Source organism: Mesorhizobium oxytropidicola, assembly GCF_056174625.1.
On the sequence record NZ_CM149692.1, the window covers coordinates 6,520,547 to 6,543,916 of the forward strand.

Genomic DNA, 23,370 nt, shown 5'->3' on the forward strand with positions numbered 1-23,370 from the left:
TGTCTGGATTGCTTCAGGCGCGCCCGAGTTTTTCGGAGCCGCCGCCACGCGCCGGCCCGGCCGTCGGATCCTCATCCTCGGCGAGATCGCCAATCAGCGTTTCGGTGGTCAGGATCAGAGTCGCCACGGACGCCGCGTTGGCGAGCGCGGTGTAGGTGACGCGGACGGGATCGATGATCCCTGCCTCGAACATGTTCTGATACGCGCCGGTCGATGCGTTGTAGCCGTAGCCGCCATTGATGCGAGTGACCTCGACCACCACGGCTTCCGGATCGGCGCCGGCATTGGCGGCGATGCGCCACAGCGGCCGCGACAGCACCGACCGCACCAGGCGTACACCCTCGGCGACATCGCCATCGACGCCGGCCGCCACCTTGTCGAGCAGCGGCGCGATCTGGGCGAGTGCCGAGCCGCCGCCTGCGACCACGCCCTCTTCCGATGCGGCGCGCACCGCGTTCAAGGAATCCTCGATCAGCTGGATGGTCCGCTTCTGTTCGACCGGCGTGACGCCGCCGGCATAGAGGATCGCGGTGCCGCCCGAGAGCTTGGCCAGGCGTTCGCGCAGCTTGTCCTGGTCGATGTTGGGCTGCGAGGCCTCATACTGCCGCTGCACCTGGGCGCGGCGCGAGGCGATCGCCGCATGGTCGCCGCCGCCGCGGATGATCGAGGTGTAGGACGAGCTGGTCTTCACCCGGTCGGCCGTGCCGAGATCGTCTGCCGTGATATCCTCGAGCCGGCCGCCGAGATCGCGGGCGATCACCTTGCCGCCGGTGATGATGGCCAGATCCTCCATCATCGCCTTGCGCCAGTGGCCATATTCCGGCGGATGGACCACGAGGTATCGTCCCGGTCCCTGCTTGCCGAGCAGCGTCACCACCACTTCCGGCGACATTTCCTCGGACACGATCAACAGCGGCCGGCCATCCTCATCGGCGATGCGGCGAACCGCATCGAGCTGGCCGGGCTCCTTGATCTTGAGATCGGTCATCAGGATGTAGGGCCGGTCGAGCACGGCCTCCATCTTCTCCTGGTCGGTCACCATGTGGTGCGAGAGATAGCCGCGTTCGAAGGACATGCCCTCGACGACATCGAGCGTGGTTTCGGTGGTGACGCTGAAATCGGTGGTGATGACGCCTTCGATCCCGACGCGCTGATGGGCTTCGGCCACCAGTGCACCGAGCTTGCTGTTGGTCGCGGCGATGTTGGCGACCGACGCCAGGATGCCGTTGCCTTTGGCAGGTTTGGCCGAAGCCTTGAGCGCGGCCACCACCGCCGCCACGGCAAGGTCGATGCCCTTGCACAGATCGACGGATTTCACGCCGCGTTCATTCGCTTCGACGCCGCCCTGGATCAGTGCGTTGGCGAGCACGATGGCCGTCGTGGTGCCGTCGCCGGCGATCTCGTTGGTCTGCATCGACACTTCGCGGACGACTTGCGCGCCCATGTTTTCGAAACGGTCGTGCAGCTCGATCTCCGAGGCGATGCTGACACCGTCGCGGGTCACCATCGGCGTGCCGATCGGCCGGTCGATCATGGCGTTCATGCCTTTGGGGCCGAGCGTCGGCTCGACGGCGGCGGCGAGCCGGAAGACGCCACGGGCGAGCGCGCGGCGGGCCTCGGAATTGTGAAGCATTATCTTGGGCATGATTCCTCCTTCCGCCTTACGGGCGGGTTGTTGGTTAGGGGCCTCGTGCAAGGGAGGCCGTTGCTGTCGGCTCTGCTTCAGGCGGTCGGCGCGGTTCGTGCCGGCACGCGATCCATGATGAAATCGACCAGCGTCGGTTCGCCGTCGACCACATCCAGTTCCTTGTATCGGGTCTGCTTGAGCCCACGGCACAGCGCGCCGTTGAACTCCATGTTGATGCGCACACCGCGCAGTTCGGCGAGATGGGCACTGAGTGCTCCGGGCGGTATGGGCTGCCCTTCCCAGGTCACGAAGACCGGATCGTCGGCCCTGCGATCGGGAAACCGATCGAGCAGCGCCGCCCGGTATCGCGGCTTCTGTTTGGCCGCCTCGCCCGGCTCGAACCTTGCGACGTCGTAGGCCGGCAGGTCCATGCCGACGATTTCGCGATCGGTCAGGCCGTGCGCCTTGAGGCCGCGCAGGACCGCCTCCTGGCGCCGCTTGAAGGCCTTCATCGCAAAGGTTTCGCGCAAGCCGCCGAGATCCTGATCCTCGGCAAGCCCGGCGAAGACGTCGCCGAACGCCTTGCCTTCCGCCATGCCGCGATTGACCTCGTCGGCGAACATGTGGTCGTGCAGCTTGACGCGATAGGCTGGCGCCCAGGAGAGCTGGTCGAGCGCCTTGCGCACGCCGTCCAGCATCAGGAACGCGAAGTTGGGCGAGCACCAGTAGGTCGGCAGGCGGAAGTCGATCTCCACGCTGCCATCGCCCCTCACCTCAGCCCGCTCGACGAACCCCATCTCGGTGATGGGTTCGTCGAGTTCCGGGTCGTTGACCTCACCAAGGCGCCGCCAGAGTTCGTTCTGGCGGCCACCGGAAACGCTGGCGGTGGCCATGGCCCCTACTCCGCCGCGATGCTGAAGGGCGAGCTGGCCAGCGCCTTCTTCTTGGCTTCGATATCGATGTTGTACAGACGTGCGGCGTTGAGGCCGAGGATCTTCTCCTTGATCTCGTCGGTCAGTTGCACACCGCGTTCGGCGGCGATGTCCTCCGGTATCTGGTAGGCCCAGAATTTCTCGACCAGCCAGCGCGGCGTCCAGATCGCGTAGTCGGAGCCGAACAGGATCTTCTCCGGCCGAGCCAGAACAGCAGTTCGGCGATGACCTCGCCGAAATAGCGCGGGCGCGCGTGGATGAAGGGCAGCGCCACCGCCAGGCCGCCATAGACATTGGTTTCCTGCGTCGCGATCCAGCAGAAATCGTCGAGGCGCGGCAGGCCGCAATGCTCGACAATCCAGTTGAGGTTCTGGAAATCCGTCGCCGCATGGTCGACGTCATGGACGTCGAACGCGTCCTTCGAGAGCGGGATGATCGTCGGGCCCTTGTGGACATGGATGTTCCTGATGCCGAGCTTGTCGCAGAGTTCGAAGCATTTGTAGGCATCGGGATCGGTGAGCTTCCAGCCCTTGGAGGCGCCGTTCCACTCGGCCGTGTACATCTTCACGCCCTTGACGTTGTAGGTCTCCTTGAGGAAGTGGATGTACTCCAGCGCCTTCTCGCCATCGCGCGGATCGAAGGCACCGTTGACGATGAAGCGCTCGGGATAGCGTTTGGCCACCTCAGCGTTGCGCTCGATCGTGTTGAAGCCGTTCTTGTAGAAATCCTTGAGATAGGTCGACTGGACGATCGCGACATCGTCAGGGCCGTCGATGAACAGGTCGCGATAGAGATCGTCGGCGCTGTATTTCTCGAACTTGCTCTTCTCCCACAGCTGTTCCTTGGGGCTCAAGCCGGTGTGATAGGCATAGAAGCACTCGATGAACTGCTTGCCGTGGATGTTCTTCTGGTTCTCCGGGCTGCCGTCCCAGAAATGGGTGTGGCCGTCGACCACGAAAATGTCCTTGCCTTCCGGTGTTCTGTACATGGTTGCCTCCGCAGCAATCGCGTTGATCGGTTGGGCGCGCCGCACCTGGCGGCGCGCCGGATTTCTTGGGGCGGCTATTCGATGTACTCGAACATCTCGTCCATGTTGCCGAACAGGATCACGGTGTTGTCGTCGACGCGGACCATGCGGCCATAGTGGGTGGAGGTGTTGACCTCGAAGGTCTCGGCCGAAATCTCGCGACCAAGATACTCGCCGATCGCATCCATCTTGAAGATCAGCTTGCCGTCACCGTCGATGCGGATCAGCGCCGGCTGGTAGGTGATGGTCACGCCGGGCTTCTGGCCCATGAATTCGGCGATGGCGCGGGCCTCGACCGAGTCGTTCATGGTGACGCCGCACTGATGCGAGATCGTCTGCTCGAAGGTGATGTCCTTCATCGCCTTGAAGATGTTGGAATGCGTTGCGTCGCGTGCTGCTAGTGACATGACGATTTCTCCCTGTTTCAGCGCTTGAGGCCGAGTTCGCCGAGGATCTGGCCAATCCGTTCCTCGGATTTGGCGCGGACATCGACGAAAGCGACCGGCTTGGAATGCGGCATCGACCAGATCGGCTGCAGGCCGGTGGCTGCCTTGTCGGCGAGCGCGCCGTGTTTCTTGACCCAGCCCTGGAAGAGCTTCTTGTTCGCCGCGCCATGCTTCTCGTCATTGGCGAGCATGTGGATGAGGTCGATCGTGTTGGCGAGGTTGCGCTCGTAGTCGGCCTCGGCCGCCGAAATCACCGCCGGGGTGATGAAGTCGTGGTTGGCGGCGGCGATCTGCATCAGGAAGCCGGAGCGGAACACCTCGCCAACCAGCGGCTCGAAGACGATGTTGATGGCGAAATACTGCTCGAGATAATCGGTCGCGCCCATGATGGTCTCGACCGCTTCGCGCGTGCCTTGCCAGTTCTTGTCCTCGAGCCAGGCCTTCTTGCCGAGTTCGTCGTCCCAGCCGGGCAGGTCCATGCCGATCTCGGCAAGGTAGAGTGTGATGTCCTGGGCAAGCCGCAGCTTGTAGGACGAGTTGGTCAGCGTCGCGTTGTTGATCATCTGGGTGTAGCCGTAGCGTTGCGCCTGCATCAGCGAAGTGCCGAGCCCGAATTCGGCATGCTTCCAGGCGCCGAGCTGGGTCTGCAGGATCTTCACCCAGGCCTTGTCGAAGGTTTTCGGCGCGCCCGACTTGCGGGCATTGTTGATGACGCTCTGCACCATCGTCTCGATCTTCGACTGGCGCTGGTAGTGTGTGCGCTCCCATTCCTGGTCGGGGGCGCGGAAGGCATGCCAGTTGGAGCTCTGGGCGGCGGTGTTCTGCTTGACATAGGCGCCCTTGCCGTCGGCGAAGGAGATGATCCAGTCCTGGATCAAATAGCGTTCCGGATCGGGCTGAACGTCGACCGTCATGTCCTCATAGTGGGTGGCACGCTGGCCTTTCGGCTCGAAATACCGGTATTTCCGGCTGTCGGAGTCGGCGAAGATCGCAGCACCGGCGGCTCCGGATCCGACTGAACTCGAGGTTGCAGGCATAGTCTCTCTCCCTTGTTGCAGTTGTGGTTGGCTTGGCATGGCCGCCCTCAATGGGCCGGCGTTGCACCCGCCGAAGTGGTGAACTTGTCGAAGAAGATCCGCTCGGTTTCGAAGCCGTTCATGAACAGCACCGGCTGCAGCGCATCGATCATCGGCGGCGGGCCACAGGCATGGACATCGCCCTGCCCGTCGACCGCCAGTTGCTTGAGCTTGGCGTCGACACTCTGGTGCACGAAGCCACGCTCGCCCTGCCATTCGGCGTCGTCATTGGCGTGCGACAGCACGGGAATGAAGGTGACGTCGGAATGATTGCCGACCAGCTCGGCGATCCTGTCGAGGTAGAACAGGTCGTTGCGGGTGCGGGCACCGTAGAAGAAATAGACCGGACGTTTCTCGCCGCTCTTCAGGTGGTCGTTGAGGATCGACCAGATCGGCGACATGCCCGAGCCGGCGCCGACCAGGATCAGGGGTCCTTGCCGCTCGTCGCGGCGGAAACAGGTTCCGTAAGGTCCGACGACGGTGACTTCGGCTCCGGCCCTGATGCCTCCGGAATCGAGTTCTCCCGAGAACTTTCCCTCAGGGTATTTTTTGATGATGAAGGAGAGTTTTTGGGTTTGGTCCGGCGTATTTGCCATGGAGAACGAGCGCGTAATCGTCTCCCCTTTTTGCGTGGTAACCGTGATGTCGACATATTGCCCCGCCCAAAACTTCATCGGCGAGCCGAGTTCGATCTCGATGCCGCGAATGTCGTGGGTCAGGTGCTCGATGCGAGCAATCCGGCCCTTGTACGTTTTCACGGCGATCGCTTTCGCCAGAATCTCCTCGTCGTAGTTGAGAAGCTCGACTTCCAGGTCGGAGTAGGCGATGCAGCGGCACAACAGCACGTGCCCGCTTTCCTTCTCCATGTCGTTCAGTGCGAAGGTCGAGTATTTCAGCATGTCGACTTCGCCTTCGAGCAATACGCTTTTGCAAGCCGAGCATTGCCCTTCCTTGCAGCCGTGCGGCAGGGCGATGCCCTGGCGGAATGCGGCGTTGAGCACCGTTTCGCCATTCTCGACCTCGAATTCGACGCCGACCGGGCTGAGCCTGACCGTGTGGGTTTCCGACATACGGACCTCCAGTGAAAGGAAGGGGCGGGACGAACCCGCCCCCTTTTGGCCTGATCAGTTGCAGGGGTTGATGGTGAAGCCGGCCCGGTATTCCGCCAGGTGCTTCTCGCGATCGGCGGGCGACATGGCACGCAGCGCGTTGAGCGGCGATCCGAGCGTGTTGCCGCGCACATCGTCGAGCGTCCACATCTCCTTGTCGTCGAAGCGCAGATGCGGCTGCGGAACCAGCGTCTTGCCGTCGGAGCGGACGAAGTTCAGGTCCTTGATGGCATCGGCCAGATCCCAGCCGTCATAGAGCGTCTCCCATTCGCGCTTGCCGCTGAAGCGGCCCATCGCGGGCGTCGGACGGCCCTGATACTCGTCGGCGAAGGCGACCGTTGCGGTCCAGCGGTCGAGCTCATGGGCGAAGGTGTAGAGTTCGCCGTTGATCTCGCCGACCACCATGTCCTCGCGGATCAGGCAGGGAACCAGGCACGACCAGCAGCGGTGCGGATAGACGTAGCCGACATCGCTGTTGAACAGCAGCACCTTCTCACCCTTGTGGCTGAGCTTGGCGTACCATTTCCAGAAGTCGCCGAACTCGGCGTACCAGCCCGGATACTTGTGCTCGAACCATTCGAAGTCCTTGTCGGTCTGGGCTTCGATGCGCCAGAAATTGACCGGCCAGCCGACCGCGAAGAACTGGCCGACCTTGTGGACGTAGTTCTTCTTGGTGATGCGTTCCCAGGCCGCCTGGACGTCGTCGTGATGGACCTTGATGCCGTATTTCTCGAGCGGCAGCATGTAGGTGCGGTAGTAGTCCTCATAGATCCAGCGGTGCCACATTTCCGCGTAGGACTCCTTGTTCTTGTCGCGGTTGGTGGTGCCGTATTCGATGAAGGTGCCGATGGCCGCATCGACGATGGCGTGGTTCTGCCAGAAGGCGTAACGCAGGTCGCGCTCGAGCAGGAGATGGTTTTCCGGCTCCTTGAGTGCTGCCATCAGCAGCGAGTGGCCGTTGCCGATATGCCGGCTCTCGTCGGACTGCACCGACAGGAAGACGGTCGGCAGCGCATAGTCGCCGTTGCGGGCGGCTTCCGAAGGCATGGCGACGAACAGCGTGTTGGTAAAGGCGGTCTCGGCGACCACGGTCAGGTACATGCAGGCGGCGGTCATGGTGTCGCCGGTGATGAAGCCTTCGGCGAACTGGCGGCCGATGGTGGTGGCGTAGCACTTTCCGAAGGCTTCCTCGGTGATGTCGAAGCCGGCCGGATCGATGTAGTTCTCCATGTACCATTTCTTGAGATTCATCTGGATCGTCGAGTGACGGAACTCGTCGATCATCTGCATGGTGAAGCCGGTCCGGAGTTCCTCGCCAGGTGCGATGCGGGCGACCATCGCCATCGAGCGGGCGGCGGAGATTTCCGGGAAGGGGATGATGGCCAGGAAGAGCTTCATCCACTCGACCCAGCGCGGTTCGACATTGCGGAACATGTCGCCACGCAAGGCCGCATCGAGCGCGCCATAGACGCGGTTGTCCTTCTCTTCCTGCATGGGGAAGTAGGACCGCAGGACCTGCTTCATCGGGTCGCGCGGCGTCTTGTTGATCTTGTAGTCGGTCGGAAACGTCATCGCTTCCTGGACGTAGGAAGGATTCCAGCCGAGATCGGCAATCTTCTTCGTCGCCTCGCCAACGGAAATTCCGCGCTGCGAGGTAATCTTGTTGAGCGTCAGAGACGTCATGGTCATAAGCCTCCACCAGGTTTGAGCCGCAGGTCCCTTGACCCCGGCATGAAGCGGCAAAGCACCGCCAGTGAGAGTGCGAGCGGCATGACAAAGGGTTGCGCATCGAGGCGCGACCCGAGGTCCGGCCGTTCAAGTGGATCGGGGCAAAGGTTTCGAGGCGTCTGGCAGGGAGCCGCGGCGCCAACCGCAATTGCGATGGCGTATCGAAGCGGTCCTGCTTCCTCCGTTCCTTCGTTCTTTTGGCACCGCGTCAAGCGCGATGGGCTTCTTGTGAAAATGAACAAAGCAAGCGCCGTGCCAGTTTTGAAATGGCGCTCGTGGCCGGTTCTCAAAACAAGATCGTAGCTCTTTCGGCGCACGACCTAGCATCCAACTGTAACGTTCTTTTACAGATGTAACTTACGGCTGTAATATTTAACATATATTCGCATGTGCAATATATTTAGTTAGCAATCGCAGCAAATATCAAAACTCATATTATCTGTTTAACTATTGGTCTTTCCGGACTATTTGAAGGCGACGGCCCGCCGATGGGCCTCGCGCTGGAGAAAGACCATGCCGAACGACAAGGACAGCCGAGGATCACCCGAGCCAATGTCCAGCCATGCTGACGGCGTCACCGGCGATCTCGTCAAGCTGATGCCCCGCGATCTGGTTTTCGTCATGCGCTTCATGGGCGAGAGCCAGCACCGCCTGCAGAGCCACTTCCAGGACTTCATCCGGGCCGAGCTTGCCGCCGGCGGCGTCACGACGGAGACGCATCCGATGATCCATCTGTTCATCGAAAGCCATGCGATCCTGTTGCGCGACTTCGTGTTCTCAGGCGTTTCGCTGACGCGCCAGTTCCGCGTCGAGGAGATCGAGCGCCTGACCGGCGACAAGACATCGATGATCCGCGTCGACATCTGGGACCAGCTCAAGAGCCACATCGAGACGGCCGAAAAACAGTTCCAGTCGCAGGCCGGCACGTTGCCCAAATTGCTGTCCGCCTTCGAAAAACCGCAGGGATCTTCGGAGCGCGAAAAATGACCAAAGGATCCGAAACTGCCCGGCGCGACGCACTGCTCGCTCGCCGGCTCGATCTTGTCGCCAGCGTCTCCGCCCTCACCGCAGAGGCACTGCGGCTCAATCAGAAACGCGCCGGTATCGAGATGGAGGTGCTGCGCCTGGAGCTCGAAATCGACAGAAGCGGCGCCAGCGCGCAACTGGTGCGGGACTTGCATAAGGCTGAAGAGAGCGCCGCGGCAATCATGCAGGCGTGTGCGGCTTGCGAGGATCGCATCTTGGCGGCCGAAGGTGATGTCGAGGACGTCGATCGGCGGCTGGCCGCAACGGCGAACGAGACCTGACGGGAGAGACAGCATGAACCAGCAGACGATGCAGAACCTGACCTTGTTCGACCTTCTGGCCCGCAGTTGGCAGCGGCCGGCGGCGATCGCCGATCTGCGCTTCAGCGACGACGGTTCGGCTGTCGCTTTCACCGCGGTGGACGGGACCGTCGCCATTGCCGCGGTCGCCGATCACGAACCGCCGGAAGCGCGGATCCGGGTGAGCAACGATCTCGGCCAGACGACGATCCGCCCAGGGAAAAGCCGCCAGTGCCCTTGATTGCCATGGCGGCATTCGCTGACGGCGATGTCCCGCTCGCCGTCTATGGCGATTCCGGCTTTCTGGTCGGTGCGGCCAGCGGCGAGGTGCTGCATCTGACCGCCGGCGGTGAAGTCGCGGCCCCCCGGCTCAAGATCGACGGACCGGTCGTCGCCATCGACCACAGCGCCGCAGTGGGCAGGACAGCCGTCAGCAACGGGCACGATGTCATCCTGTCGCACGGCCAAGGCGATGCCGTGCGACTGGAACGCGATGCGGCATCGTCGACGGATGCCCTTGCCTTCTCGCCAGGCGGGCGGCGCCTTGCCTGCGGCCTTGATGAAGGGCTGTCGGTCTGGGCGGTCGACGGCGACGCGGCCTTGATCCGTGACATCCCCCTTTCCGCGCGCCCGGTGTCGATCCGCTGCAGCAGAGACGGCACCTGGCTGGCCTGCGGGCTCGAAGCCGGCGGCTTTGCGCTGGTCAACCTCGCCGATGGCCGCGCCGACATCGTCTCGGGGTTTCCATCGCCGGTCCGCACCGTGTGTTGGAGCCAGCCGGCGAATGCACTGTTTGCCTCGGGCGCTTTTCGGATCGCCGGCTGGTCGATGACCGCCCCGCCTGTTGGCGGCGAAACCTCGGGTGCGCTGGAGACGGGCCGCGCCGGGCTGGTTCTGGTCGAGACGGTGGCGGCGCACCCTGAGAAGAAGCTGATTGCCGCGGGCTACGCCAACGGCCGGATCACCATCGCCCAGATCGGCGCGCGGGACGAACTCCTGGTCAGGCCCCTGGGCAGCGCGGTCACGGCTCTCGCCTGGTCCGGCGACGGACGGCACCTGGCGATGGGGTCTGTCGATGGCACCGCCGCAATCGTCACTTTTCCCGCGCAGATGTTCAAATAGCGGACGCTGTCCGCTGATACAGGAGGACAAAATGCAGACCGAACTCACCCCAGAGGACAAGAGCAAGGACGAATTTTTCGAACGGCTGGCCGAATTGTCGGAAGAAATGGTGGCCAAGCATGGCAAGGATTTCAGCATGGGCGCGCTGGTGCTCGCCGCCCGCTGGATCGCCGAAAACCGCGTCGGCAGGCTGAAGACCAACTGACCGCCGCAGGCGGCTTCACCAACTATCGGGACCAATCGAGCGATTTTTTTCGGCTCGCGACATTGTGATGACGCGCTCAGGCCGTCTCGAAAAGTACCGTCACCGCCCCGGCCAAGGCGCCAGTCAGAAGCCCTAGAGATCGACAGGCAGCCGGTGTCGCACACACACCTGCCGCAGGCTGTGTGTCGTGAGCGCCGGCATCCTCTCGATTCCTGCCGAGTTTCCGGCTAGCTTGGGCGATAGATGGCTCAGTTCCGGTGGGTGAATCATAGTCAGACCGACCGTCAAGAGATTGACGGGCAGCACCTTTGGTCTCCCAGGACCGAGAGCAATCGCGCGCGAAGTGAGGTCTACAGCAATATGCGCCGTGCGACGCCCGGCGCCACTTTCAGTAACGAGGCGCTTTGTCGCGGCGGCGCGAATAGCCTGACCTTTGAAGTGATTAATAAGCTTGGACGACATTGTCGAACGTCGTATAGCGGACGACGATCAGCTTGAAGGCACTATCAGGAAGAGCGTCACCCTTGGACCGTTTGGTTGTACAACTTGAAATTGCGGCCTGATGTTCAAAACAGGTCGGTAGGCCCGCGAGGGTGGTTTCCAAGCCTGCGGGGTCGCCCACGACCCTCAAAGCGAGAGTTCTAAAAGACGTTCACTAATGACCCAGCACGCACAAGACGCTCGAATTCTGATGTACAGCCACGACACGTTCGGGCTCGGCCACTTGCAGCGCTGCCGGACGATCGCGCATTCGCTGGTCGAGGATTTCCGCGGACTTCAGGTGCTTATCATTTCGGGTGCGACTATCGCCGGCGCCTTCGACTACCGCGCCCGTGTCGACTTCGTGAAGATCCCCAGCGTCATCAAGTTGCGCAACGGCGAATACACCTCGCTTGAAAAGGATATCGATCTGCATGAGACGCTAAGGATGCGTCAGTCGATCATCCGCCACACAGCCGAGACCTTCCGCCCGGATATCTTCATCGTCGACAAGGAACCGCTCGGCCTGCGCGGTGAGATTGAGGACACGCTGTCCTACCTCAAGACGCGGGGCACCACGCTCGTGCTTGGCCTGCGCGAGGTGATGGACGCGCCGCATCTGCTCGAAGCAGAGTGGGCACGCAGGGATGTGATGCGCAAGATAGGTCTGTTTTACGACAAGGTCTGGGTCTATGGCCCGCCGGATTTCTACGATCCGTTGACCGGCCTGGATGTGCCGCCGGCTGTCAGGGCAAAGATGAGGTTCCTGGGTTTCCTGCAACGGAGCCTGCAGCGGAACGAGTTGCCCGGCCACCGGCCCGAGGGCGACTATATCCTGGTTACCACCGGGGGTGGCGGTGACGGCGCCGAACTCATCCACGACGTCATCGACGCCTATCAGCAGGATCCGCAATTGCAGCACAGGGCGCTGATCGTGCTTGGGCCTTACATGCCGGCGCGCAAACGCAACAAGCTGCTCAAAAAGGGGGCCAAGATCCCCTACGTCAAGATCATCGAGTTCGACAACCGCATGGAAGACCTGATTGCCGGCGCCAAGGCGGTGGTGGCGATGGGCGGCTACAACACCTATTGCGAGATACTGTCTTTCGACAAGCCGGCGCTGATCGTGCCGCGCGTCACGCCCCGCGAGGAACAACTGATCCGCGCTCGGCGCGCCGCCGAACTCGGCCTCGTCGAGATGCTTTTGCCGGAAGAAGCCAAGGATTCCCAGCGGTTTGCCGATGCACTGAAGGTGCTGTCGGACCGGCCCCGCCCATCGCAGAGCAATCCGCATCTGACGCTGGAAGGGCTGCCTCATATTTCCGAAATCGTCGCGGAACTGCTCGACCGGCGGGCCGGCCATCACCTGTCGGTCATTGAAGGCATGAACTGAGTTGCAACATCGCAAGATCGTCGTGGTTCTGAAGGGCTATCCGCGGCTGTCGGAAACCTTCATCGCGCAGGAACTGCTCGGTCTGGAGCGTGCGGGGTTCGACCTGATACTCGTCGCGCTCAGGCGGCCGACCGACGCAAAACGCCACCCCGTGCATGACGAGATCAAAGCGCCCGTCCATTATCTGCCGGAATATCTGCATCAGGAGCCGCTGCGCGTGGCTCGCTCGCTGTTTGCTTGTCTGCCGCGGCCGGGCTTCTGGCGCGCGCTCGGATCGCTGGCTGCCGATTTACCCCGCGACTTTACGCGCAATCGCGTGCGCCGCTTCGGGCAAGCGCTCGTGCTGGCGGCCGAATGGCCTGAAGACGCGGGATGGTTGCATGCACATTTCGCGCACACGCCGGCATCGGTGACGCGCTATGCCAGCCAGCTTCGTGGCCTGCCCTGGAGCTGCTCGGCCCATGCCAAGGACATCTGGACTTCGGCGGACTGGGATCTGGCCGGCAAGCTTTCCTCGGCGCGCTGGACGGTCACTTGCACGAAAACCGGCTTCGACCGTCTGAAAGCACTCGCCAACGGCAATTCGCCTGTGCATCTGAGCTATCATGGACTCGACCTTGATCGCTTCGGCAGTTTTAGCGAGGCGCGAAAACAGCATGACGGCTCGGCGCCCGGCGAACCGGTTGTCGTTTTGAGTGTCGGGCGCGCCGTTGCAAAGAAAGGCTACGATACGTTGCTGGAGGCCCTTGCCCTCTTGCCCGGTGATTTGGCGTGGCGTTTCGAGCATGTCGGCGGCGGCGAGGAACTGGAACGGCTCAAGGCGCTGGCGCGAAAGCTCGGACTGGATGGCCGCATCTCCTGGAAAGGCGCGCTTGCGCAAAAGGAGGTGCTTGAGCACTACCGAGGCGCCGACATTTTCGCCCTGGCCTGCAGGATCACCGCCAATGGCGACCGGGACGGCCTGCCGAATGTTCTGGTGGAGGCGGCCAGCCAGCGGCTTGCCTGCGTGTCGACCGATATTTCCGGCGTGCCGGAGCTTCTATCGCCGGAGGAAACCGGGCTGCTGGTTCCGACGGAAAACCCGATTGCGCTCGCACAGGCGCTGGAGCGCTTGATCCGCGATCCCATGCTGCGCGCCCGCCTCGGCGACGCCGCGGAGCGGCGCGTGCGAAGCAATTTCGATCATACGGCAAGCATTGGACAGCTCAAGCAACTGTTCCAGCAGGAGTGGCGGGCTGCCGAATGAAGCAGCTGCGCGCTTTCTTCTATGTCCAGCACCTGCTCGGCATCGGCCATCTCGCGCGCGCCAGCCGCATTGCGGCGGCCCTGGTCGATGACGGGTTCGACGTCACCGTCGTGACCGGCGGAGCGCCGATCGCGGGGTTTCCGGGACCGGGGGTAAAATCTGTAGCCCTGCCGCCTGTCACCTCCGGCGATGAAGGATTTTCCGGACTGGTCGACCTGCAGGGCAAACCCATCGGCGATGATTTCAAGACATTGCGTTCAGAGATGCTGCTGCAGGCATTCCGCGATTGCAGGCCGGATATCGTCATCATCGAGGCGTTTCCATTTGGACGCCGGCAGATGCGTTTCGAGCTCTTGCCGCTGATCGAGGCGATCGAGGCGACGTCGCCCAGGCCGCTGCTGGCGACCTCGGTCCGTGATATCCTTCAGGAGCGCGTCAAGCCGGGCCGAAACGAGGAAACGGTCGATCTCATCAACAGGCATTTCGACCTTGTCATGGTCCATGGCGATCCGGCTTTCGCAACCATCGACAAGACATTTCCACTGGCTGCGGCGATCAGCGTCGAGGTCACTTACACAGGGCTCGTTGCCGCACCGCCACCACCCGCGGCCTCCGAGCGCTTCGACGTTCTGGTGTCGGTTGGCGGCGGGGCTGCCGGAAAGAGCCTTGTCAACGCCACCATCGCCGCGGCACGGAATGCCGACAACGGCTGGAAATGGTGTTTGATCACCGGCCCAAACCTGCCGAAAGACGAGTTTGACGCGATCACACGCGATGCCACGCCGGGCCTGTCCATCTTCCGGTTCCGCGAGGATTTCGCCAGCCTGCTGACCGGCGCCCGCCTGTCGGTCTCGCAGGCGGGTTACAACACGGTCTGCGATGTCCTGCGCGCGGGTTGTCGCTCGCTACTGGTTCCATTCGCAGCCGGCGGCGAAACCGAACAGACGGTTCGCGCCCGGATGCTCGAAGAACTCGGTCTTGCAACGGTGCTGACGGAAAACGACCTGACGCCTGAAGGCTTGGCGCGAACGATCGAGCAGGCGCTTATGGGACCGATGCCATCCGCGCATCGTCTCGACCTGGAGGGTGCGCATCACTCGGCGCAAATCCTGCGCGAGCGGTATCGGACATGGTCCCTAAAAATCGGGGTCCGGTTTCGGAAAGGCGCAGGATCAAACAGACGAATCCTAACGGTTCATCGGCTTTCACGCACATCGTGTCCGGCAGGTGCGACGCGTTAAGTCCTTGGTTTATATCGTTGTCCCAAAACCGCTGCGCACTTTTGAGCGAAATGCATCAAACAGTCCCGATCAGCATGAAGCGCGTATATTTTTTTGTCGGCAGTTCGCCGGAAAACCGCACCTCGCGCAGCGCCGCCATGGCTTCGAAGGCCGCAAGGGAAGCCACGCAATTGATATGCGTCGGCTCGCTGAAATAATCGTTCGATTGCAGCAGTACATTCGTGCCCCGCGGAAGCAGGGCAAGCCAGGCGGGGAGATCGGCTATGTGTTCGCAGCTCGTATTAACCGTGAGGTCGGCCCCCCCGGCCGCATAGTCGAGTGCGTACATATCTGCCGTCAGCGCCTGGAACCGATCTCCGGCTTGCCGATTGAGGGTCCGGGCGACCGCCGCGACTTCGGGATCGATGTCGATGCTGTCGACCGCCGCGATGTCGAAGCGGGCGTCGTTGAAAAGCATTGCCGGCAAGACGCCGTACCATCCACCCAGGACCCATATGCGCGCGAACCGGCCGCCGCTGCTTTCGAACAGCTTGTCGAGCGCCCACATCTTGCAGGCGACCTGCTTGTGGTTGAAGGCATTGGCGATATCGGCCTCTGGGTGCTTGGCGATGACGCGCGCCAGCCCTGCCACGAGAGGATGGTTGACATAGGCGGCAATTCCCCGCGTGAGGTCCAGGGCCTGCTCGTGCCCGTCCGTGCCGACATTGCGTGGTTGCGTGACATCCATCATATTCGCCTTGTATGTTGGGATTTCGGGCGACACAACGCAATCTTGCCCGCAAAGCCGCCTCGCAGGCTTCGAGCGTGTCGCCGGCGACGATTGCCGATGCGCCGTTCACCAGCCGGTGCTTTTACTTTTGTTCTTTAAACTGAAGGCCCACAGTCGCATATGGAACCCAGCCTAGCCCGCTATATCTGGACACACACCAAGAGGCAGCAGGTCGGGATAGTGTTGATCGTCTTGCTTTCGATGATCCCGTATTTCATGTCCTTCGACCTGCCGAAGCTGATCGTCAATGGCCCGATCCAAGGTCGCGGCTTCGAGCAAGCGGACGCGACCCGGCCATTCCTGAAGCTGCACTATGATCTGCCGTTCTTTGGAGAGGTCCAGTTCTTTTCCGGTTTTCAGCTCGACCGCAAGGAGACGCTGTTTGCCCTCAGCTTTGTGTTCCTGTTGCTGGTCGTTATCAACGGCCTGTTCAAACTCTACATCAACACCTACAAGGGCCGCCTCGGCGAGCGCATGCTGCGGCGTATCCGCTTCGATCTGGTCGATCGTGTGCTGCGCTTCCCGCCGAGTTACTTCACGCGAGTGAAATCCGCCGAAGTGGCGACCATGGTGAAGGACGAGGTCGAGCCGCTGGGCGGCTTCATCGGCGATGCCTTCCTTCAGCCAGTGCTGCTCGGCGGCCAGGCGCTGACCGCCATGCTGTTCATCATGGTTCAGAATGTCTGGCTCGGGATGATAGCGCTTGTCATCGTGGCGATCCAGATCGTGCTCATCCCGCGAATGCGGCGCCGGTTGATCGTGCTCGGGCGCGAACGGCAGCTGACGGCGCGCGCGCTTTCGGGCCGGGTCGGCGAAATCGTCGACGGCATCGGCACGGTTCACGTCCACGATACATCAAACTACGAGCGCGCCGACATAGCTGCCCGGCTCGGGCTCATCTTCAAGATCCGCTTCGATCTTTACCAATGGAAATTCATGGTAAAGTTCCTCAACAATTTTCTCGCGCAGATCACGCCCTTTCTGTTCTACATGATCGGCGGGTATCTGGTCATCCAGGGGCGGCTGGACGTCGGCCAGCTCGTGGCCGTGATCAGCGCCTACAAGGACCTGCCCGGACCGATGAAGGAACTGATCGATTGGGATCAGGCACGGCAAGATGTCCAGGTCAAATATCAGCAGGTCGTTGAACAGTTTACCGTTGAGGAGCTCATTGCGCCGAGAATCGGGGCATTGACGATGGACGATCCCGATCCGATGACCAATCCCCTGTCGGCGATCAGTCTGTCCATAGCAGACGATGGCGGTGCAATGCTCCTCGACCGTATCTCCCTCCAGATCAAGCCGGGGGAGACGGTGGCGCTGGTCAGCACCGCAACAGGTGGAGCGGAGGCGCTTGCGGAAGCCTTCGCCCGCCTGAACTGGCCGGACAGCGGAAAGGTCGCTTCGGGCGCCGACGACCTGCTTGAACTCCCTGAAGCCGTCACCGGCCGGCGCATGTCCTATGCGTCGTCGGACGTTTTCCTGTTCCAGGCAAGCCTCCGCGATAACCTGCTCTACGGGTTGAAGCATGCACCGCTGACGTCGGTGACTTATGACGGGGCCGCGGCTGATCAGCGCCGCTGGAACATCAACGAGGCGCGCCGGTCCGGCAATACGGATCTCGATATCCACAGCGACTGGATCGACTATGCTTCCGCCGGCGCCACCGGCCCGCACGACCTCTTCGAAGCCGTGCGCCGGGTGCTCGACGCGGTTGTTCTGTCGCGCGACATTCTGGATCTTGGCTTGCGCTCTTCGGCCAACCTCGCCCGCCACACGGAGCTTCCCAGGCGGATCGTCGAACTGCGTGTGGCGCTGCGAACCCGGCTGGAACAGGAAGGGCTGAGCGGACTGGTGGCTCCTTTCGAACCAGGCGCCTACAACAAGGAAGCAACGATCGGCCAAAACCTGCTCTTCGGCGCCGCCGCCGGCCCCGAACTGGCCGACAAGGCCCTGGCGGCCAATCCCTATTTCGCTTCCGTGCTGGGCAAGCCGGCCTCGACCGCACGTTCTACGAAATGGGCATGGAGATCGCCGAACAGGCGATCGAGCTGTTTGCCGATCTGCCGCCCGATCACCAGTTCTTCCAGCAGCTCGCCTTCATGAGCGCCGAGGAGATACCCGCCTACGAAACCTTGCTGCAACGGCTCAAGAACCGTCCCTACGAGGCGGTTTCGGAGAGCGACCGGGCCATGATCGTCACCTTGAGCTTTGCCTATATCGAGCCCCGGCACCGTTTCGGCCTGCTGAGCGACGAGTTGATGAGCAAGATCGTCGCTGCGCGCAACCAGTTCTATGAAAACCTGCCGCCCGAGCTGCAAAATGCGGTCGAACGGTATGATCCTGCCAAATACATTGCCGCGGCCACCGTCATGGACAATGTCCTGTTCGGGCGTGTGGGCAACAACCATCCCGACGCGCCGGATCGCATACGCTCCATCGTCTATGACATTCTCGACGAGCTGGGGCTTTATGCCGAGCTTCTGGATGTCGGGCTGGACTTCAACGTCGGCGCCGGCGGCAGGCGGCTGACCGGCGCACAGCGACAGAAGCTCGATGTTGCCCGGGCCCTGCTCAAGCGTCCTGATTTTCTCATTCTCAACCGGCCGCTGTCGGCACTCGATCAGCGCATGCAGGATAGGGTGCTGCGAAACGTGCTCGAGGAAGCCAGACGCGACGGCCATTCACCGGCAATTGTGTGGGCCGTGACGAACCCGGCAATGGCGATGATGTTCGATCGCGTTGTCGTCTTCGACTCGGGTCAATTGGTGGAAGACGGAACACACGAGACACTTCTGGCAGGGAGCGGTATCTTTAAGGACCTGCTGTCATAGAGCAACGGACGTTCAGATGGGATCATTGCGCCGGTGAAAATTTGCTGCAAGGTCAAGGGATTCGGCGAAGGGCGTGGCGAGAATACATCCGCGCCGAAAGCCCGAAGGATTTGCCTAAACTTCACCCGGCTCTTCGGATCCGGCTGGCGGATGCCCATTTTGTCAGGCGGCATCGCCCGATCGCACAACATCGGGCTCGCCACCTTTCGCGTGGTTCGTCTCGCCATCCCGGGAAACAGAATTGATTCCATCCGGGCGGCCGTTGCTCTAGTCTGGCAAACGCGAATTTTTGGGAAGGTTTGCGACAATGCTGCTCAAGGATGAGGTTGGAATGCTGCAACGCGTTCCCTTGTTCTCCGGCATAGAGCCGGCAAAGCTCAAGCTGCTTGCGTTCACATCCGATCGCGTGAGCTACAGCGCCGGCGAGATCCTTTCCGGCAGGGCGACGAGGGAGACGCCGCCTATGTCATCCTTTCAGGCAGGGCGGATATTCTGGTCGATTCCGACAGCGGACCGATAAAAGTTGCCGAACTGGTGCCAAATTCGATTGTTGGCGAGATCGCCATATTGTGCAACAGCTCCCGCACCGCCACCGTCAGAGCCGCAAGCCAGCTGGAAGCCTTGAGAATCCGCAAGGATCATTTCCTGAGGCTTATGAAGGAGTTCCCGGAAATGACCATCGAGATGGTGCGGGTTCTTGCCGATCGCCTGAGCCATACGACCGCGGATCTGATCGACGCACGAAGCGCCAAGTGACGCGTGACGTGAGCTTAGTCCTCGCCGCCGTGATGGCACTGGCTACCATGGGCGACTTGACTGCGAAGGGGTAGCATGGACGACGACGTTTTCCTGGTCAGGTTTTGGGGCGTGCGCGGCAGCATTTCGGTATCTGGGCCAGAATTCGCTCGCTATGGCGGCAACACAAGCTGCATCGAGATGCGGTGCGGCAAGGATACGCTTTTGTTCGATGCGGGCTCTGGCCTGCGGCCTGCCGGCAGGGCGCTTCGGGCGTCGGGCGTGACCGATTTCGACCTGTTTTTCACCCATTGCCACTACGATCACATCATCGGGCTGCCAGCCTTCAAGCCTATCTATGAAAGGGGCTTCAAGGTTACACTTTGGTCCGGGCATCTCGCTGGACGCATGACGACCCGCGAGATGGTCGATGAGTTCATTCGGCCGCCGTGGTTTCCGGTGAAACTGGACATCTGCAAGGCAAATCTCGACTACCGCGATTTCGTATCCGGAGACGTGCTTCGGCCGCGCGAAGGGGTGGTGGTGCGAACCGGCAGTCTTACCCATCCGGGCGGCTGCATAGGCTACCGGGTCGAATGGGGCGGCCGCGTCGTGGCGGTGATCACCGACACCGAGCACGAACCGGGCAAACTCGATCAGGCGGTGCTCCGGCTGATCGAAGATGCCGACCTCGTCATTTACGATTGCACCTACACCGAGGAGGAAATGGAGCGCTACCGCGGCAACGGGCACTCGACATGGCAACAGGGCGTCAAGCTCTGTGAGGCCGCCGGTGCGCGCGGGCTTGCGCTGTTTCACCACGAACCGTCGCGCACCGACGGGGAATTGGACGAGATGGAGAAACTGGCCAAAGACAGGTTTGCCGGCGCTTTTGCCGCGCGGGATGGCCAAACGCTCAAATTTCCGATCTCATTAGACAAAAAGCGCTGAGCTATTTTCCTGAGCTGGCGCCGCGCTCGATCAATGTCCTGATCGGAAGCCATGCGCAGGCCTCGGTTTGTGCAGTGATGGTGAACAGCCGTTCGAGGAAAAGCCAGGCCGATTCATCATGCACGAGATGGTGGGTGAGCAGGCCGACCGGTTCGCCGCCGTCGAACGTATGCTGCAATTGCGCGGTGATAGCCTGAACCAACAGGCCATGATCGCGGCAACCGCGCGTGCCATGCCAATCCATGATGTCGACATTGCTGTTGATGACCGCCAGCGAAGCCGGCTTCGGCGGCCCATAGACCGACAATGCCGCAAATCCTATCGATCCAAGGTCGGATACCAAGCCGGCGTCGATCCTGTTCCAGGGTGGCACCAGCATCGGAACGGCACGTGCGCCGTGCAGGCCGGTTACGTGCGACAGCCCGCGTGCCAGATCATCAAGCACCGCCTCGCGTGGCCGATGCGGGCCGAGCTCCTGCTTTTTCTGGTCCTCGGGCGCATGATTTCGGTGCGTCCAGCCATGGATGGCGACCGTGGCATGCGGCGCCTGGTCAAGCCGGACGACAAGCTTCTCATCAGTCACGGCCGGAATGACGGCCAGAGTGACCGGAACCGCGAATTCAGCCGTGAGGTCGAGCAGCCGATCAAGCGCAGGCGTTGGATCCACGGCGTCATCGTCGCGCAGCCAGAACTCTGCCTTACGGCCCGCCCGTTGCCGGCGCACCAGTTCTTCCACCAAAGGCCGCCAGATTTGATCGGATGTCATGAAACCGGTATCTTCGCGAGAAATTCGGACAGACGCGCCGCTGCACCACCGAGGGAACGTTCTTCGAGGACGAACCGTCTGGCTTCTGCGGCCATGATGGTTCTTTCGTCGTTACGGGCCAGCAGCCTTTCAATGGCGGAAGCGAACGCCGCCACATCGCCCGGCGGGGTGAGAAACCCGGTCTGGCCATGCCGCACGACCTCCGGCACGCCGGCGATGTCCTGAGCCACCACCGGAAGGCCGGCGGCCTGCGCCTCAAGATAGGCAACGCCATAGGCCTCGCCGTAACCCGGCCAGACGTAAATTCCCCCACTGCACAGGATATCCGGCACGGCGGCTGGCTCAATCGCGCCAAACCATTCGATACGATCGGCGGGCAAGCCGGCGAATTGCGCTTTGACCTCGTCACGGGCAGGCCCGTCCCCGACGACCGACATGGTCCAGGGCAGGTGGCGGATCGAATCGAGCGCTTGCGCCAGCATGCGATAGCTTTCGACTTTGTCGCCTGAGCGCATCATGGCGACGGTAACGAGGCGCGTCGGACACCCCCGTGCCGGCGTTTCCTGGAACACCGATGTATCGATGAAGGGCGAAAGCATGCCGAAAGCGGCGTCGGGTATCGCATCTGCCAGTCCCTGACGATCCCTTTGCGTGAAGCAGATGTTCAGCGCCGCCTGTGCGACGGCTCGCGCCACCAACGCTTGCGCATCGGCCCACAGGCCGGCGTTTCGCCGCCTCGAATAGGAGGCTTCCGCTGTCACATAGGGGACAGCAAAGGCCGACGCCAGCTCGGGCCCGATCAGGTCGGGCGCCTTGTAGTAGGGATGATAGGTGAACCAAAGATCGGGCTTGCCGTCACGATCCCAAAGCCTGGTCAGCCGCGCGGCTTCTTCTCGGGCCTCGATCTTGAGCGCTTCGAAACTTTTCAATTCCGGATCGCGTAGATAGAAGCGTAATTCGGATGCCAGTTCGACGCTGTGCCCTGCGTGCTCCAGCGCCTTGATGAGCATCCGTGCCATCTGGCGGTCGCCGGAGGCAACGGGATGGTTGGGCGACTTCAGCGCCGCGTAGAAGGCAATTCGCATCGCCGGACCTATCCCCAGAAAGCCTGCGCAAGTCAATTTCAAAGCATGATCGCCTTCGCCTTCAAGCCGTGGAATGTGCTATCTGATGCTCATGGAAACAGCTGCCGCGTCCGACCCGTTTGTCGCTTCCCTGCCGGTCTTCGCAAAGTTCGAAAGCGTTGCCGATATCGACAACTATCGGCCTCTCCCTGATGGCTGGGCGCTGGCCACCGCCGACATCGTCGGCTCGACCAAGGCGATCGAGGCCGGGCGCTACAAAACCGTCAACATGGCCGGCGCCAGCGTCATTTCGGCGCTGCTCAATGCGCTGGGTCGGCAAGATCTTCCCTTTGTCTTCGGCGGCGACGGCGCGCTCGTGGCGTTTCCCGGCTCGGCGCTGGAGGTCACCCGCAACGCGCTGGCGGCTGTCCAGAGATGGGTGGCGGACGAACTGGACCTGACCTTGCGTGCCGCAATCGTGCCGATAAAGGACATAAGAGCGCAAGGCCTCGACGTTCGCGTGGCGAGGTTCCAGGCCTCGGAAGCGGTCTTCTATGCCATGTTCGCCGGCGGTGGCGGCAGTTGGGCGGAAGCCGAGATGAAAGCCGGGCGCTACCGCATCGATCCCGCGCCGGCCGGCGCGCGGCCGGATCTGACCGGCCTCTCCTGCCGCTGGAACCCGATAGAAGCCCGGCATGGTGAAATCGTCTCGATCATAGCCATACCGGGGCCGTCGCGCGACTTGCGCGGTTTTCAGTTTCTGGCTTCCGACATCATCGCCCTTGCCGGCAGGCAGGAGCGCGATGGCCACCCGGTGCCGGTGGACGGTCCGGGCTACAGTCTGCTGCCCGCCGGCCTCGATGTCGAGGCGCGGGCCACGGCGCCGCCAGGGCGGCGGTGGCTAACGAAGCTGTGGGTGATATTCCTGATGACGCTTACGGCGGTCACCGACAGATTTGGCTGGACCATCGGTCGTTTCGATCCGAAGATCTACAAACGCGAGGTGGCCAGCAATTCGGATTTCCGGAAGTTCGACGACGGCTTGAAGATGACGATCGACGTTGACGCGGATGTGTTGCAACGGATCGAGAGCCGGCTGAAACAGGCGGAAGAGGCGGGCATCTGCAGCTACGGCCTGCACCGCCAGAAATCGGCCTTGATGACATGCCTCGTCGCCTCGCCGCTGCAGCGCGATCATATTCATTTCGTCGATGGCGCCGCGGGCGGCTATGCGATGGCTGCCGCGAGCCTGAAGGCGAAGGCGCCAGTTTGATGACGGCTTGCGGAAATTGAT

General features: G+C 62.0%; 19 protein-coding genes and 3 pseudogenes. 12 read left to right on the top strand and 10 right to left on the bottom strand.

Going from position 1 to position 23,370, the window contains the following annotated elements:
• Window positions 1-13 precede the first annotated feature (13 nt).
• From groEL to AC0V8S_RS32605, 7 genes and pseudogenes are all read right to left on the bottom strand, one after another.
• Window positions 14-1,645: a chaperonin GroEL gene (gene groEL / locus AC0V8S_RS32575; protein WP_475435646.1), complete on the bottom strand. Its 1,632-nt coding sequence runs from the start codon at window positions 1,643-1,645 to the stop codon at window positions 14-16.
• Between the two features lie 77 nt (window positions 1,646-1,722).
• Window positions 1,723-2,520 (bottom strand): iron-sulfur cluster assembly protein, encoded by a 798-nt coding sequence (locus AC0V8S_RS32580; protein WP_475435648.1) that lies wholly within the window; start codon window positions 2,518-2,520, stop codon window positions 1,723-1,725.
• Between the two features lie 5 nt (window positions 2,521-2,525).
• Window positions 2,526-3,547, bottom strand: a pseudogene (locus AC0V8S_RS32585) (amidohydrolase family protein).
• Between the two features lie 74 nt (window positions 3,548-3,621).
• Window positions 3,622-3,993 carry an MmoB/DmpM family protein gene (locus AC0V8S_RS32590; protein WP_096455128.1) on the bottom strand — a complete coding sequence of 124 codons (372 nt, stop codon included), beginning with the start codon at window positions 3,991-3,993 and terminating at the stop codon, window positions 3,622-3,624.
• A 17-nt stretch (window positions 3,994-4,010) separates the two neighbouring features.
• On the bottom strand, window positions 4,011-5,069 hold the full coding sequence (locus AC0V8S_RS32595) for an aromatic/alkene monooxygenase hydroxylase subunit beta (RefSeq protein WP_096455126.1): 1,059 nt from the start codon (window positions 5,067-5,069) through the stop codon (window positions 4,011-4,013).
• Window positions 5,070-5,116: 47 nt separating this feature from the next.
• Window positions 5,117-6,178, bottom strand: a complete 1,062-nt coding sequence (locus tag AC0V8S_RS32600; RefSeq protein ID WP_475435650.1) for a 2Fe-2S iron-sulfur cluster-binding protein — start codon at window positions 6,176-6,178, stop codon at window positions 5,117-5,119.
• A 54-nt stretch (window positions 6,179-6,232) separates the two neighbouring features.
• The gene (locus tag AC0V8S_RS32605; protein ID WP_202351141.1) at window positions 6,233-7,906 is read right to left on the bottom strand and encodes an aromatic/alkene/methane monooxygenase hydroxylase/oxygenase subunit alpha; all 1,674 of its coding nucleotides are present in this window, start codon (window positions 7,904-7,906) and stop codon (window positions 6,233-6,235) included.
• Between the two features lie 552 nt (window positions 7,907-8,458).
• Here AC0V8S_RS32605 and AC0V8S_RS32610 point away from each other — a divergent pair.
• From AC0V8S_RS32610 to AC0V8S_RS32645, 8 genes are all read left to right on the top strand, one after another.
• Window positions 8,459-8,932: a hypothetical protein gene (locus tag AC0V8S_RS32610; RefSeq protein ID WP_475435652.1), complete on the top strand. Its 474-nt coding sequence runs from the start codon at window positions 8,459-8,461 to the stop codon at window positions 8,930-8,932.
• Complete coding sequence (locus AC0V8S_RS32615; protein WP_475435654.1) at window positions 8,929-9,252, top strand: hypothetical protein; 324 nt, start codon at window positions 8,929-8,931, stop codon at window positions 9,250-9,252. The genes AC0V8S_RS32610 and AC0V8S_RS32615 overlap by 4 nt, the downstream gene beginning before the upstream one ends.
• 13 nt (window positions 9,253-9,265) lie before the next feature.
• Window positions 9,266-9,511, top strand: a complete 246-nt coding sequence (locus AC0V8S_RS32620) for a hypothetical protein (protein WP_475435655.1) — start codon at window positions 9,266-9,268, stop codon at window positions 9,509-9,511.
• On the top strand, window positions 9,502-10,392 hold the full coding sequence (locus AC0V8S_RS32625; RefSeq protein WP_475435657.1) for a WD40 repeat domain-containing protein: 891 nt from the start codon (window positions 9,502-9,504) through the stop codon (window positions 10,390-10,392). The genes AC0V8S_RS32620 and AC0V8S_RS32625 overlap by 10 nt, the downstream gene beginning before the upstream one ends.
• A gap of 31 nt (window positions 10,393-10,423) precedes the next feature.
• On the top strand, window positions 10,424-10,597 hold the full coding sequence (locus AC0V8S_RS32630; protein WP_179297775.1) for a hypothetical protein: 174 nt from the start codon (window positions 10,424-10,426) through the stop codon (window positions 10,595-10,597).
• Window positions 10,598-11,255: 658 nt separating this feature from the next.
• Window positions 11,256-12,470, top strand: coding sequence for a glycosyltransferase family protein (locus AC0V8S_RS32635; protein WP_096455114.1), 1,215 nt, complete (start codon window positions 11,256-11,258; stop codon window positions 12,468-12,470).
• Between the two features lies 1 nt (window position 12,471).
• Complete coding sequence (locus AC0V8S_RS32640) at window positions 12,472-13,716, top strand: glycosyltransferase (protein ID WP_475435659.1); 1,245 nt, start codon at window positions 12,472-12,474, stop codon at window positions 13,714-13,716.
• Window positions 13,713-14,957 (top strand): glycosyltransferase family protein, encoded by a 1,245-nt coding sequence (locus AC0V8S_RS32645; RefSeq protein ID WP_475435661.1) that lies wholly within the window; start codon window positions 13,713-13,715, stop codon window positions 14,955-14,957. Before AC0V8S_RS32640 ends, AC0V8S_RS32645 begins: the two co-directional genes overlap by 4 nt.
• Window positions 14,958-15,012: 55 nt before the next feature.
• Here the strand turns inward: AC0V8S_RS32645 and AC0V8S_RS32650 are convergent, their stop codons facing one another.
• Window positions 15,013-15,687: a class I SAM-dependent methyltransferase gene (locus AC0V8S_RS32650; protein WP_475435663.1), complete on the bottom strand. Its 675-nt coding sequence runs from the start codon at window positions 15,685-15,687 to the stop codon at window positions 15,013-15,015.
• A 159-nt stretch (window positions 15,688-15,846) separates the two neighbouring features.
• On the opposite strand from AC0V8S_RS32650, the pseudogene AC0V8S_RS32655 reads away from it, so the two are divergent.
• The 3 genes and pseudogenes from AC0V8S_RS32655 (at window position 15,847) to AC0V8S_RS32665 (ending at window position 20,246) form a co-directional block, all read left to right on the top strand.
• Window positions 15,847-18,560, top strand: a pseudogene (locus AC0V8S_RS32655) (ABC transporter transmembrane domain-containing protein).
• 307 nt (window positions 18,561-18,867) lie between these two features.
• Window positions 18,868-19,316: pseudogene (locus AC0V8S_RS32660) on the top strand (cyclic nucleotide-binding domain-containing protein).
• 75 nt (window positions 19,317-19,391) lie between these two features.
• Window positions 19,392-20,246 carry an MBL fold metallo-hydrolase gene (locus tag AC0V8S_RS32665; RefSeq protein WP_095197946.1) on the top strand — a complete coding sequence of 285 codons (855 nt, stop codon included), beginning with the start codon at window positions 19,392-19,394 and terminating at the stop codon, window positions 20,244-20,246.
• A 1-nt stretch (window position 20,247) separates the two neighbouring features.
• On the opposite strand, the gene AC0V8S_RS32670 is transcribed toward AC0V8S_RS32665, so the two are convergent.
• Window positions 20,248-21,012 carry a polysaccharide deacetylase family protein gene (locus tag AC0V8S_RS32670; protein ID WP_475435665.1) on the bottom strand — a complete coding sequence of 255 codons (765 nt, stop codon included), beginning with the start codon at window positions 21,010-21,012 and terminating at the stop codon, window positions 20,248-20,250.
• Window positions 21,009-22,097 (bottom strand): glycosyltransferase family 4 protein, encoded by a 1,089-nt coding sequence (locus AC0V8S_RS32675; RefSeq protein ID WP_475435667.1) that lies wholly within the window; start codon window positions 22,095-22,097, stop codon window positions 21,009-21,011. Before AC0V8S_RS32675 ends, AC0V8S_RS32670 begins: the two co-directional genes overlap by 4 nt.
• Before the next feature lie 73 nt (window positions 22,098-22,170).
• On the opposite strand from AC0V8S_RS32675, the gene AC0V8S_RS32680 reads away from it, so the two are divergent.
• Window positions 22,171-23,349: a DUF3095 domain-containing protein gene (locus AC0V8S_RS32680; RefSeq protein ID WP_475435668.1), complete on the top strand. Its 1,179-nt coding sequence runs from the start codon at window positions 22,171-22,173 to the stop codon at window positions 23,347-23,349.
• Window positions 23,350-23,370: the final 21 nt, after the last annotated feature.